Here is a 12,407-nt window from a genome sequence, read left to right as displayed (position 1 = left end):
GCCCAGCGCAGGAAGCGGGTCAGCGCCGCGCCGTCGCGGATCGAGGCGGCGCGGTGGCCGGCCACCTCGGCGGGGTGCTTGAGCGCCTTGGCGAGCACGACGGGATCGCGCAACGGCACGACGGTCGCGCCCGCGCGCTCCAGCCGGGCGGCGATCGCCGCCACCGCGCGCTCGGGGTCGACCGCGACGCGCCTGCCACTCAAGGCGGCGAGACCGTCGGCGAAGGCTTCGCGCGGATGCGTGCGCACCGCGTTGCCGAGGTGGCGGCGCACGGCGTCGTCCAGCTTCTCCGGCGCGACGAACAGGTCGATCGCGCCGTCGGCGTTGACGATCGCATAGCTGAGCGCGACCGGCGTGTGTTCGACATCAGCGCCGCGCACGTTGAGCGCCCAGGCGATGGAATCGAGCGCGGTCAGCACCACCGCGTCGGCGCGGTTGGCCGCCAGCCAATCGGCGATATCCGCCCGCTTCTCCGCAGACGAGCGACCGGCGGCCGGGTCGTCATGGGCCTGCAGCCTGGCGTCGGACGGATGGGGGCGATCGGTCCAGATCGCGTCCACGGGGTTGCGGTCGACCGGCACCGGCGTGGCGCCGCGTTCGGCGAGCCGCGCCGTCGTGTCGGCCACCCAGCCGGCGGTGTGGAGCCAAGGATCATAGCCGATCCGCGCGCCTGACCGTACATGTTCGGCGAGCCACCCGGCGACGCTCTCGGCGGGCACCCCGACATGGTCCCAGTTGGCGCCGTCCACCTGTTCGCGGACCTGGATGGTGTAGCGGCCGTCGGTGAAGATCGCTGCCGCGTCGGCGAGCACCACCGCCGTTCCCGCCGAGCCGCCGAAGCCGGTCAGCCAGCCGAGCCGCTGGGCGTAGGCGCCGACATATTCGCTCATATGCTCGTCGGTGAGCGGGACGACGAAGCCGTCGAGCCCTTGGGCGCGAAGCTCGGCGCGAAGGGCGGCGAGGCGGGCGGAATAGCGGGTCATGCGCCAGACCATGCCAGAGCAGAAGCACGGGCGACAGGCCGCGGTCTCGCTCCCGGTCGACCGGAAGCGAGGCCTGACCGGTTTACTGGTTGGTCGTGACGGTCGTCGTCGTCTTGACCGCGGCCGGCCGGGCCGCCGCGCGATGAACGATGCGGCGAGTCGTGGTGTGGCGGACGACCGGGTGGCTGGTCGCGGCGGGGGCGACGGCGCTGGTCGTGGTGGTCACGGTCGCGCTGGTCGGCTGCGGCTGGGCGACCACCACCGGCGGGGCAGCGCGGGCCGCGGCGGCATCGGCCTGGGCGGACGCGGCGGCTTGCTGCGCGGCCTCAGCCCTGGCATTGGCGGCGGCAGCGTCAGCCCGGGCCTGCGCCGTCGCGTCCTGCTGCTGTTGGGCGGCGGCGGTAGCGGCGTTCGCCTGCGCGTTCGCGGCGTCGACCTGCGCCGCGGCGGCGTTGGCCTGGCGCTGCTGCGAGGCCCCGATCGCGCGGTCCGCCAGCTCCTGCGCCCGATTGGCGTCGGCGATCGCCTGATCCTTGTGGTTGCGGGCCAGGTCCTCCTCGGCGGTGCGCAGCGCGGCAGCGGCCTCGGCGTGGAGGCGCGGGGCGTCGCCGGTCGCGCCGACCTGGGCAGCGGCCTGCACCTTGGCCCGGGCGGCGGCAACCGCTTCCTGCGCGCGGTCCTTCTTGCCTTCGGCGAGCGCGGGCGCGGCAATCAGCGCGGCCGCGGACAGGAACAGGATGGTACGCATGGACTACTCCTAACGATGATGACGCAGGTTAACCCGGTAGGTCCGCTCCGGTTCCCTCATTGCTCCGCGCCCAAGCCGTGGGTAGCGAGGCGGGGAGGGGAGACTTCATGCTCATCAGGACCATTATCGCGCTGGCGTTGCTGGGCGCCGCGCCGCCGGTGCTGGCGCAGGCGCCGCCGCTGCCGACGCCGCTGCCGGGTGACGGGCCGGAGGACGCGAAGTTAAAGCGGCTGTTCTACGACCAGGACGAGCGCGACCTGCGCTACAACCCGATCGGTGCGATCTATCGCGGCGATCTGCGCTATGCGGGATCGATCGGCGATCCCTACACCGACGCGGCACAGGCGCGCGCGCTGCGATTCACGCGCGACGACCTCAAGGCGATCCGGGCGATCGACCGCGCCAGGCTGACGGCTACAGACCAGATCGCCTATGACGTCTTCCTCGACGGCGCCGAGCGCGACCGGCGCGGCTTTGCGCCCGGGCTCGTCAAGATCGGCCGCGCGATGCCGATCAACCATTTCGGCGGCTACCAGACCTTCTATCCAGATTTCGCCTCGGGCAAGGGCGCCGCGCCGTTCACGACGGTGCTCGATTACGACAACAATCTGAAGCGCAACGCGCAATATGCGGCGCTCTACGACCGCGTCATCGCGCGCTTCCGCGAGGGGCTGCGCGCGGGGATCGTCGAACCGAAGCTGACCGTGCGCAACATGATCGAGCAGTTCGACAACCTGCTGGGACAGGGGGTCGAGGGCTCGGTCTTCTATCAGCCGGTGACGATGTTCCCGCCCGCGATCCCGGCGGCGGACCGGGTGCGGCTGACCGCCGCTTACGCGGCACAGGTCCGCGACGTGATCCAGCCCGCGCATCGGAAGATCAGGGACTTCCTCGCCGACGAATATCTGGCGCGCGCCCGCGACACGGTGGGCCTGTCGGCGATGCCTGGGGGCAACGCCTATTACGCCTATCGCATCGAGACGAGCACGACGCTGCCGATGACGGCAGCCGCGGTGCATGCGCTGGGGCTGCAGGAGGTGGCGCGCGACACCGCGCAGATGCAGGCGCAGGCGGCACGGATCGGCTGGACGGGCACGCTGCCGCAGCTGTTCGACCGGATGCGCACCGATCCGCGCTTCCAGCCGACATCGGCGACCGACGTGCGCGCGGGCTATGCCGCAATCGCCAGGGCGGTCGACGCCCATGTCGACGAGCAGTTCGCGCTGAGGCCCAAGGCGCCGCTGGAGCTGCGACCCGTGCCCGCCTTCCGCGAGAAGACTGCCGCCTCGGGCAGTTACGAGGAGGGGACGCCCGACGGCAGCCGGCCGGGCATCTTCTACTACGACACCTACGACCTGCCCTCGCGCTACACCTGGGGCATGGATTCGCTCTACCTGCACGAGGCGATTCCGGGGCATCACTTCCAGATCAGCCTGGCGCAGGAGAATGCGAAGCTGCCCGCCTTCATGCGGTTCGGCGGCAACACCGCCTATGTCGAGGGCTGGGCGCTCTATGCCGAGAGCCTGTACGCGGCGTTCGGGCAGGAGCGCGATCCGTACGACCGGATGGGCGGGCTGAACGACGACATGTTGCGCGCGATGCGGCTGGTGGTCGACAGCGGGCTGCACGCGATGGGCTGGAGCCGGGAGCAGGCCATCGCCTACATCCTCGCCAACTCGCCCGAGAGCCGCACGGACGCCACCGCCGAGGTGGAGCGGTACATCGCCAATCCGGGGCAGGCGCTCGCCTACAAGATCGGGCAGCTGACCATCCTGAAGCTGAAGGCGGAGGCGCAGGCGGCATTGGGCGCGACGTTCGATCCGCGCGCGTTCCATGCCGTGGTGCTCGATACCGGCGCGCTGCCGATGCTGGTGTTGGAGAAGAAGGTGCGCGCCTGGATCGCGGCGGGCGGCGGTATGCCGGCGGCGTAGCTCAGCCGGCGAGCGCCCAGGTGGCGGGCGCAGCGATGCGCAGGCCGGCGAGGGCGATGAGCCCGGCGGCGAGGGCGAGCGCGGATCGGCGACCCCAGCCGACCGGAGCGCCCTCGCAGGCCGCGAGCAGGCCCGCGGCGAGACCCGTCGCGACTGCCGCCCACAGATGATAGCGCAGATCGGAGGCGATGCCGACGACGAGCAGGCCCGCCTCCATACCGAACGCCGACAGGAGCAGGCCGAGCGCCAGCGCGCGCGCGGGCTGCGGCGGCGTGCGACGGAGTGCCGCCGCCAGCGCGAACGCACCGATCAGCCACCAGGCGGGGGCGCCGACCGGCGATGCTCCGATCGCGGCGGCGGCGGGCTGCAGCGCGCGGGCGGCGGCGCGCGCCGGCTGGCCCACGCCCCAGCCGTTCGGCTGCGACGCATACGGGGCGGCGGCGGGCGCCTGGCGCGGCGGCGGCAGCAGGCGCAGCGCGCTGACCGCGTGGAGCAGGCGGTGCTCGGCATAGCCGAGCGGGTGGGCGGCGATCAGCTGAAGCCAATCGCGCTGGACGGGGGAGAGGTTCGGATCGCGGTCGAAGGCGAGCGTGTCGGCCAGCGCGCCGCAGCGCGTCTCGTCGCCCAGCACATCCCAATAGACCGGCGTGTAGCAGTGCCGGGCGCGCGCCTGGCTCCAGGTGGCGACGGGCAGGCCCGGCAGCGTCGGCAGGTCCGTGAGCGTGGCGATCCCGGCCATGTCGAACACGGGCAGCGTGCGCTCGACCAGCGACGGCCTCGCGCCGAGCAGGCGGTGATTGACGGAGCCGCCCAGCGCCACGACCAGCACGATCCCCGCCAGCGCCGCGCCGACGCGCGCCACCGGCCGCGTCAGCCCGCCCCATTGCCCCAAGGCGAGCGCCAGCGGGACCGCGCCGAACGCCGCGTTGGCGCGCACCAGCACCGCATAGCCGACCAGCAGCACGACGGCCGCGCGCGCCCCGCCCGGCACGGACCGGCCGGCGAGGCGATAATGGGCGGTGACTCCCGTCGCGGCCGCGAGGCACGCGATCATCTGCGCGTCTTTCAGCACGCACGTCATCCAGCTCGCCAGCGGCGGGAACAGCGCGCACCCCAGCACGGCCCACCCGGCGCGTGGCCGCCCCGCGCGGGCGAGCGCGGCGGCCAGCAGGCCCAGCCCGGTGAAGAACAGCGCCGTCTGGACGGCGAAGAACGGCCCGCTGCCGCCCAGCCCCAGCCGGATCAGCAGCCGCCACGTCGCCGCCATGATCGGCGGGTGCCAATCGTCGAGATCGCCGGTCAGCGCCTGGCGATACTGGTCCACCCCGTCGAAGGTGACGACGCCCGGCCAGAACAGCGCGATCCACCCGGCACCGGCGATGGCCGCTGCGACGCCCACGCGCATCGACATGACGCGGTCAGACGGTAAGGGCGGGGCATGACCGAACCCGTGCCCCCCGTCGCGCCGACCCGCCCCCACAGCTTCACCGCCCATGGCGAGACCATCAGCGATCCTTGGGCCTGGCTCAAGGACCCGCATTATCCCGAGGTCACCGACCCCGATGTGCTCGGCTATCTGCAGGCGGAGAATGCCTATTTCGAGGCGGTGATGGCGCCGCACCGGCCGCTGGTCGACCGGCTCTACGAGGAGATGAAGGGGCGCATCAAGGAAGACGAATCGTCGGTGCCGCAAAAGGACGGCGACTGGCTCTACTGGACGGGCTTCGAGACCGGCGGGCAGTATCGCAAATGGTGGCGCAAGCCCGTCGCGGGCGGCCCGGATGAACTGCTGCTCGACGAGCCGGCGCTGGCCGAGGGCAAGGAGTATTTCCGCCTCGGCGCGTTCGCGGTGTCGAACGACGGGTCGAAGCTCGCCTACGCGATCGACGACAGCGGCGCGGAGCGGTTCGAGATCAGGGTCAAGGACCTGCTGACCGGCGAGCACCTGCCCGACACCATCCCCGGCATGCTCTCCGACATCGTCTGGACGGCGGACGACGCCGGCTTCCTCTACGGCCTTGCCAACGAGCAGTGGCGGACGGACAATGCCCGCTTCCACCGGCTCGGGACCGATCCCGCCGACGACGTCGTGCTCTATCACGAGGCGGACGAGGGCTTCCGCGTCGCGGTCGCCGAGACGAGCGCGCGCAACTGGATCGTCATCGCGACGGGCGATCATGTGACGAGCGAAATCCGGCTGCTGCCCGCGCACGATCCGCGCGCGGCGCCGATCCTGGTCGCGCCGCGCCGCGAGGGCCGCGAGTACGACGTGGACGAGCATGACGGCACGCTCTTCATCCACACCAACGACACCGATCCGCAGTTCCGCCTGGTCACCGCGACGGTCGAGCGCCCGGAGGAGTGGAATGAGCTGATCGCGCCGGACCCGCATTTCTACATGACCGGGGTGGAATGCTACCGCGACTTCTTCGTGGTGGAGGGGCGCGAGGACGGGCTCGATCAGGTCGAGATCCATTCCTACGGCGGCGGCGCGCCGAAGCGGATCGCCTTCCCGGAGGCGAGCTACGCCGCCGGGCTGGGCGACAATCCCGAATATGACGTGGCCGTGCTGCGGCTCGGCTACGAGTCGATGGTCACGCCGGGCACGGTGCGGGACTATGACGTCGCGACGGGGGCGCTCACCACCCTGAAGGTGCAGGAGATCCCGTCCGGCTACGACGCGGACAGATACCGGACCGAGCGGCTGCACATCGCGGCGCGTGATGGGACGCGGGTGCCGGTGTCGATCGTCTACCCGCGCGACTTCCCGCGCGACGGCTCGGGGCGGCTGTTCCTCTATTCCTACGGCGCCTACGGGCACGCCATCCCGCCGGGCTTCTCGACCGGGCGGCTGTCGTTCCTCGACCGCGGCTTCGCCTATGCCATCGCCCACATCCGCGGCGGCGACGATCTCGGCCAGCAATGGTATCTCGACGGCAAGCTGGCCAAGCGCACCAACACCTTCACCGACTTCGTCGACGTCGCACGCGGGCTGATCGCCGGGGGCTGGACGGGCGAGGGCCGCATCGCCATCGCCGGCGCGTCCGCGGGCGGCGAGCTGATGGGGGCGGTGGTCAATTCCGATCCCGAACTGTGGGGCGCGGTGGTCGCAGGCGTACCGTTCGTCGACGTGCTCAACACGATGATGGACGCCGAGCTGCCGCTGACGCCCGGCGAATGGCCGGAATGGGGCAACCCGATCGAAGACGCCGACGCCTTCCGGCTGATCCGCTCCTACAGCCCCTATGACAACGTCACGGCGCAGGCCTATCCGCCGGTGTTCATCTCCGGCGGTCTCAACGATCCGCGCGTCACCTATTGGGAGCCGGCCAAATGGGCGGCGAAGCTGCGCGCGACCAAGACGGACGGTAATCTGCTGCTGCTCAAGACCAACATGGGTGCGGGCCATGGCGGCAAATCCGGCCGCTTCGAAAGCCTTCGCGAGGCGGCGGAGGAGAACGCCTTCGTGCTGTGGCAGATGGGCGTGGAGGGGTGAGCCGCTGGCCCCCCGCGCTGATCCTCGCCGCCGTGGTTGGCGGATGGGCCTACCTGGCGGTCCGATCGGACGACGAGCCGAGCGTGCCGCAATGACGGGTTGCTATTCGAGTGAGGCGCCTTCGCAGCCACAACGCTTGCTCGTCGAACGCAGCGGATCACTCGTGATCGGAACGGAGACCGTTCCCGTATCCGGCTACCATGACAAGGACGGTGACGCGCTTCTACCGACTAAGAAGATTGTTGTGGTGCAAGTGCATCTTCCAACGATCGAGGTGGATACCGGCTATCCCTTGCTGCTCCGCGCGATCGCCGATCGTCGTGGGCTTTTCGTCCCGAGCGAGGCCGACGCCGGGATGAGCTTTGATCGCGTGCCGTGCAGCGCGGCGACGCGCGATCGTCATGCCGGGCTTGTCCCGGCATCCACTGCGGGTTGGGCGTCCCGCTCGAGCCCGGAGAGCTTCGCCAGGACCGTCGGTGGACCCCGGCACGAGGCCGGGGTGACGGTCAGGTCGGCATGAACATCGAGTCCCTCGTCCAGCATTACGGCCTGCTCGCCCTGTTTGTGGGTGCGGGGATCGAGGGCGAGGCGGTCGTCGTCGCGGGCGGGCTGCTTGCGCATCAGGGGCTGATCCCGCTGCCGGGCGCTTGTGCCGCGGCGGCGGGCGGTTCGTTCCTCGCCGATCAGGCGTGGTTCGCGGTCGGGCGGAGCCAGCGCGACCGGCCATGGGTGCAGCGCATCCGCGCCAGGCCCGCTTTCGCGCGCGCGCTGCAGGCGCTGGAGCGACATCCCAAGGGCTTCATCTTCGCCTTCCGCTTCATCTACGGCCTGCGCACCGTCAGCCCGATCGCGATCGGCACCGCGGGCGTGCGCCCGCGTCTTTTCCTGGCGGTGAATGCGGTGGCGGCGGTGGTGTGGGGGATCGTCTTCAGCGCGATCGGCTACCTGTTCGGGCGTGAGTTCGAGGCGTTCACGGGCCGGTTCCACCCGCACGGCCACCGGTTGTGGATCGTCGTCGGGGCGCTGGTCGCCACCGGGCTCGTGGTCGGCGGCATCCACTGGCTCCGGACCCGCCGGCGATGAGCCGCTTCCGGCTCGCCTTCACCGCTGACGCGGCCGACATCGACGCGCTGGGTCACGTCAACAACGCGGTGTGGGTGCGCTGGGCGCAGGAACTGGCGGTGGCGCACTGGGCGGCGCTCGCCTCGGCCGCGGACCAGGCGGCCTATGTCTGGGTCGTGACGCGGCACGAGCTGGATTATCGCGGCAATCTCGGCCCGGGCGCGACCGCGATGGGCGAGACGTGGGTCGCCGATGCGCCGCGCGGCGCGCGGTTTGACCGCCGCTTCCGGTTCGTCGGCGAGAATGGGCGGGTGCTGGTCGAGGGGGTAACGACCTGGGCGCTGCTGGACCGGGCGAGCGGGCGGCTGCTGCGCGTGCGAGCGGCATTGGCGGAGCTGTTCCTGGCCGGGGCGACGCGGAAATGAACTCCGCGTCGGCGGTCGGCCGCTCGCGCGGCGCGACCGCCGGCCGCGCTCAGCCTAACGGTAGTAGCAGCGCCGCTTGGCAGTGATCGACCGGTCGATGGCACGGCCGCCGAGCGCACCGCCCGCCACGCCGGCCAGCGTGCCGCCGACACCGCCTAGCAGCGCGTGGCCGAGCAGGCCACCGCCGACGCCGCCCGCGACCAGGCCCGTGGTGCCGCTCGAATGCCTGCACACCTTCTGACCACGATAATAATGCGTGTGCCGGCGCCGTGCATCGGCGGCAGTGGTGGGCAGCAGCACCGCGGCGGCGGTGACGGCGAGAATGAGCTTACGCATACTAGAACCTTCCCGGGTTGAAGACGCGGACAACACACGATGCGTCGTTTCGGTTCCGGTTCGATGCGCAGCGCGAGCGCGCTGGAGCGGCCGGGCTGGCGCGGCGTGCCGCACCTGCTCAGCCGGAATTCCGCAGCGCCGTCGCGATGGCGTTGATCGACAAGAGGATGCCCTCCGCGACCCGCGGGTCGTCCTCGCCGGCGCGGTGGCGGCGCATCAGCTCGACCTGGAGGAGGTTGAGCGGCTCGATATAGGGCAGGCGCAGCCGGATCGAGGCATCGAGCTTGGGGCTATGCTCCAGCAGGCGCGACTGGCCGGTGATCGCCAGCAGCCGTTCGATCGTGCGCGCGTGCCAGTCGGCGATATGGCGAAACGTCGGCGCGGCGAACGCGCGGTCCTCGACCAGCTCGGCATAGCGCGCGGCGATGGCGATATCGGATTTCGCCAGCACCTGCTCCATGTTGGCGAGCGTCGCGGCGAAGAACGGCCAGCCCTGCGCCATGTCGGCCAGCAGCGCCGCATCCGCCTCGCCCGCGAGCGCCTGGCCGACGCCGTACCAGCCGGGCAGCATCACCCGCGCCTGTGCCCAGCTGAACACCCAGGGAATCGCGCGCAGATCCTCGATCGCGTCCGACTTCTTGCGGCTGGCGGGGCGGCTGCCGATGTTGAGGTCGGCGATCTCGGTCACCGGCGTCATCTGGCGGAAGAAGGTGCGAAACTGGTCCGAGCCGTAGACCAGATCGCGATACGCGCCGAACGCCGCCGCCGACATCCGGTCCATCACCGCGCCGAACCGCTGCGCGTCGGCGGCAGACAGGCGCGGCGGCTCCAGGCTGGCGAGCAGCGTCGCGGACGCCATCGCCTCTAAATTGGTCCGAGCCGCGTCGCGGGTGCCGTATTTGCCCGCGATCACCTCGCCCTGCTCGGTGATGCGGATGCGCCCGGCGACGGTGCCCGGCGGCTGCGCGCGGATCGCCGCGAAGGCGGAGCCGCCGCCGCGCCCGACCGCGCCGCCGCGGCCGTGGAACAGCTGCATCCGTACGCCCGCCGCATCGAACACCGGCCGCAGGGCCGCCGCCGCCTGCGACAGGCTCCAGACCGACGTCAGATAGCCGCCGTCCTTGTTGGAATCGGAATAGCCGATCATCACTTCCTGTTGACCGCGTGCGCGGGCGATCGCGGCGACCTCCGGCAGCGCGAACCAGGCCTGCATGATCGCGGGTGCGCCCTCCAGATCGGCGATCGTCTCGAAGAGCGGCACCGCCATGATCGCCGCCTGCGGCGGATCGCCGGGCAAATAGAGCCCCGCTTCCTTCAGCAGCAGGTGGACCTCCAGCAGGTCCGAGACCGAGCCGCACATCGAGACGATATACTGCCGGATCGCGGCGGGGCCGTAGGCGCGGTGCGCGGCGGCGGCGGCTTCGGCGATGGCGAGCTCGGACGCGGTCTCCTCGCTGTAGGTCGCGTGGCGACTGACGAGCGGGCGGGGGCTGGCGAGCTCGCGGCGCAGCAGCGTCACGCGGGCGTCCTCGTCGAGCGCCGGGTAATCGCCCTCGACGCCGGCGACCCGGAGCAGCTCGGCGACGACGCGCTCGTGGACCGCGGAGTTCTGGCGCAGATCGAGCGTGGCGAGGTGGAAGCCGAACAGCTCCACCGCGCGCACCAGCCGCCCGAGCGCGCCGCTCCCCGCCAGCGCCCCGGCACCGCCCTCCGCGAGCGCGCGGGCGAGCACCACCAGATCGGCGCGGAAGGCGCGGGCGCTCGGATAGGGTTCGCCGGCCAGCCGCCCCGGCCGCGGCGCGGGCCGACCGGTCAGCTGAAGGTGCGTCGCAGCGAGGCGCGCGTAGACGCCCGACAGCGCGCGACGATAGGGCTCGTCCTGGCGGCTCGGCGCGTCGTCGCCGCTGCGGTCGGCGAGCGCCCGCACCGCCGGGTCGATCGCCGCCTGGCCGCTGGCGATCGACAGCTCGGCGCCGAGCGCGTGCACCGCGTCGAGATAATGGCCCAGCGCCGCCTCCGCCCCGCGCCCGAGCGCCGCGGCGAGGCTGTCGGCGGTGACGAAGGGATTGCCGTCGCGGTCGCCGCCGATCCAGCTGCCCGGCGCCAGGAAGGAGGGCGCGCGCTCGCCCAGCACCCGGTCCCAGCGCTGGTAGAGGCCCGGCAGCACCGGCATGAACACGTCGCGCAGGTAGGAGAGGGCCGTCTCTACCTCGTCGGTGACGTAGAGCCGCTCGCGGCGCAGCGCGCGGGTCTGCCACAGCAGCGCGATCTGGCGGCGGATCGCGTCATCGACCGCGTCGCCCTCGGGCGTCTCCGCCGTGCCCGCATCCTTCAGCGCCATCAGCTGCGCGATGCGGTTGCGGTGGTCGATCATGCTCTTGCGCCGCACCTCGGTCGGGTGCGCGGTGAGCACGGGCGCGACCAGCGCGTCGGCGAGCAGCGCGCGGACGGCCTCGGCCGACACGCCGTCCGCCGCGAGCTTCGCGACCGCCTCCGCGAGCGTCGCGCCTTCCTCGGCGGCGACGCCCTGCCGATCCTCGGCGAGGTTCGCGAGCATGGAGAAGAGCATGAAGCCGCGCACCACCTCGACGCTCTCGTCGAGAGCGAGCGGCGGCAGCTGCGGCGTCTCGGTCGCGCCGGCGCGAGCACGCTCCACGGCGGCGCGGCGGATGTCCTCGATGCGCGCATAAACGCCCTCGCCGGCATAGCCGCGGATGACGTCGCCCAGCATCGCGCCAAGCAGGCGTACGTCGGGGTTGTTGGCGATCGGAGGAAGGCTGGCCATGGCGTCGATGCTGCGCTGCGGCACGGCAGGGGTCAATGGTGGAGCGGCGCCGTGCCTGCTGATCGGCTGCCTGTGCCGGGTATGTGGTTAGCTGCCGCGTACCGATCCGTGTAACATCGCCCCGTGTCGCGCGACGAACCCGATGTGCGGACGACCGGCAGCGTTGCCACGGTCGCCGGACGATTCTTCCGGTCCGTCGCCGCCGATTTCAGCTCCGATGCACTCGCCGGGTCATCCCGGGCCGGTCGCTACTCGCGACCCGATCAGCCGACGCTTTACCTCAGCGCGTCGGCAGCCGGGGTCAGCGCCGCGATGATCGCTCACCGTATCGCCAGCGAGCGGCGGCAGATCCTCATGTTCGACGTGCATGCCGTGAACATCTTCGACTTGCGTGTGCCCCAAGCCCTCGAACAGGTGCGGCTGGAGGCCGGCGATCCTTTCGCCGATTGGCAGGCGGCCGTTGCAGCGGGAGGGGAGCCGTCCTCCTGGCGTGCCCGCGACTGGATCGAGGGCACCGGCGCGACGGGGCTGATCGACCCGTCCCGCAAGGGTCCGGGGTTATGGCACCTCGTGCTGTTCAGCTGGAACGCGGCCGGCAGCCCTTCCGTCCGTTGACCGTCCGCAACCGGGGGATGCCCCTG

Annotated in this window: 11 protein-coding genes; 6 read left to right on the top strand and 5 right to left on the bottom strand. The window is 71.6% G+C overall.

The window, feature by feature from the left end:
* Both ACFE64_RS06485 and ACFE64_RS06480 read right to left on the bottom strand, forming a co-directional pair.
* A partial coding sequence (locus ACFE64_RS06485; RefSeq protein ID WP_375391640.1) for an aminopeptidase P family N-terminal domain-containing protein occupies positions 1-983 on the bottom strand: 983 nt, incomplete at its 3' end.
* Positions 984-1,065: 82 nt separating this feature from the next.
* Entirely contained in the window at positions 1,066-1,731 is a 666-nt protein-coding gene (locus ACFE64_RS06480) for a hypothetical protein (protein ID WP_375391639.1), read from the bottom strand.
* Between the two features lie 107 nt (positions 1,732-1,838).
* Between ACFE64_RS06480 and ACFE64_RS06475 the strand changes: the two genes are divergently transcribed.
* Positions 1,839-3,662, top strand: coding sequence for a DUF885 family protein (locus ACFE64_RS06475; protein ID WP_375391638.1), 1,824 nt, complete (start codon positions 1,839-1,841; stop codon positions 3,660-3,662).
* A 1-nt stretch (position 3,663) separates the two neighbouring features.
* Here the strand turns inward: ACFE64_RS06475 and ACFE64_RS06470 are convergent, their stop codons facing one another.
* Positions 3,664-5,073: a hypothetical protein gene (locus tag ACFE64_RS06470; protein WP_375391637.1), complete on the bottom strand. Its 1,410-nt coding sequence runs from the start codon at positions 5,071-5,073 to the stop codon at positions 3,664-3,666.
* Between the two features lie 27 nt (positions 5,074-5,100).
* On the opposite strand from ACFE64_RS06470, the gene ACFE64_RS06465 reads away from it, so the two are divergent.
* The 4 genes from ACFE64_RS06465 (at position 5,101) to ACFE64_RS06450 (ending at position 8,645) form a co-directional block, all read left to right on the top strand.
* Positions 5,101-7,158, top strand: a complete 2,058-nt coding sequence (locus ACFE64_RS06465) for a S9 family peptidase (protein ID WP_375391636.1) — start codon at positions 5,101-5,103, stop codon at positions 7,156-7,158.
* 91 nt (positions 7,159-7,249) lie between these two features.
* A complete protein-coding gene (locus tag ACFE64_RS06460; protein WP_375391635.1) occupies positions 7,250-7,678 on the top strand; it encodes a hypothetical protein in 429 nt (142 codons plus the stop codon).
* On the top strand, positions 7,675-8,241 hold the full coding sequence (locus tag ACFE64_RS06455) for a DedA family protein (protein WP_375391634.1): 567 nt from the start codon (positions 7,675-7,677) through the stop codon (positions 8,239-8,241). The genes ACFE64_RS06460 and ACFE64_RS06455 overlap by 4 nt, the downstream gene beginning before the upstream one ends.
* Positions 8,238-8,645 carry an acyl-CoA thioesterase gene (locus tag ACFE64_RS06450; RefSeq protein ID WP_375391633.1) on the top strand — a complete coding sequence of 136 codons (408 nt, stop codon included), beginning with the start codon at positions 8,238-8,240 and terminating at the stop codon, positions 8,643-8,645. Before ACFE64_RS06455 ends, ACFE64_RS06450 begins: the two co-directional genes overlap by 4 nt.
* A gap of 54 nt (positions 8,646-8,699) precedes the next feature.
* On the opposite strand, the gene ACFE64_RS06445 is transcribed toward ACFE64_RS06450, so the two are convergent.
* Positions 8,700-8,981 carry a hypothetical protein gene (locus tag ACFE64_RS06445; protein ID WP_375391632.1) on the bottom strand — a complete coding sequence of 94 codons (282 nt, stop codon included), beginning with the start codon at positions 8,979-8,981 and terminating at the stop codon, positions 8,700-8,702.
* 118 nt (positions 8,982-9,099) lie between these two features.
* Positions 9,100-11,766, bottom strand: coding sequence for a phosphoenolpyruvate carboxylase (gene ppc, locus ACFE64_RS06440; RefSeq protein ID WP_375391631.1), 2,667 nt, complete (start codon positions 11,764-11,766; stop codon positions 9,100-9,102).
* 123 nt (positions 11,767-11,889) lie between these two features.
* On the opposite strand from ppc, the gene ACFE64_RS06435 reads away from it, so the two are divergent.
* Positions 11,890-12,381, top strand: coding sequence for an RES domain-containing protein (locus ACFE64_RS06435; protein ID WP_375391630.1), 492 nt, complete (start codon positions 11,890-11,892; stop codon positions 12,379-12,381).
* Positions 12,382-12,407: the final 26 nt, after the last annotated feature.

This window comes from uncultured Sphingomonas sp., from assembly GCF_964250165.1.
Lineage (GTDB): Bacteria > Pseudomonadota > Alphaproteobacteria > Sphingomonadales > Sphingomonadaceae > Sphingomonas.
Note: the sequence above shows the minus strand (reverse complement) of the source record. Positions and strands in the feature narration are given on the sequence as shown.

Excerpts from the sequence above, each read along its gene's own strand:
- ppc (WP_375391631.1), bottom strand. The coding sequence starts at position 11,766 with ATGGCCAGCCTTCCTCCGATCGCCAACAACCCCGACGTACGCCTGCTT.
- ACFE64_RS06480 (WP_375391639.1), bottom strand. The coding sequence starts at position 1,731 with ATGCGTACCATCCTGTTCCTGTCCGCGGCCGCGCTGATTGCCGCGCCC.
- ACFE64_RS06460 (WP_375391635.1), top strand. The coding sequence starts at position 7,250 with ATGACGGGTTGCTATTCGAGTGAGGCGCCTTCGCAGCCACAACGCTTG.
- ACFE64_RS06445 (WP_375391632.1), bottom strand. The coding sequence starts at position 8,981 with ATGCGTAAGCTCATTCTCGCCGTCACCGCCGCCGCGGTGCTGCTGCCC.
- ACFE64_RS06450 (WP_375391633.1), top strand. The coding sequence starts at position 8,238 with ATGAGCCGCTTCCGGCTCGCCTTCACCGCTGACGCGGCCGACATCGAC.
- ACFE64_RS06475 (WP_375391638.1), top strand. The coding sequence starts at position 1,839 with ATGCTCATCAGGACCATTATCGCGCTGGCGTTGCTGGGCGCCGCGCCG.
- ACFE64_RS06455 (WP_375391634.1), top strand. The coding sequence starts at position 7,675 with ATGAACATCGAGTCCCTCGTCCAGCATTACGGCCTGCTCGCCCTGTTT.
- ACFE64_RS06470 (WP_375391637.1), bottom strand. The coding sequence starts at position 5,073 with ATGTCGATGCGCGTGGGCGTCGCAGCGGCCATCGCCGGTGCCGGGTGG.
- ACFE64_RS06465 (WP_375391636.1), top strand. The coding sequence starts at position 5,101 with ATGACCGAACCCGTGCCCCCCGTCGCGCCGACCCGCCCCCACAGCTTC.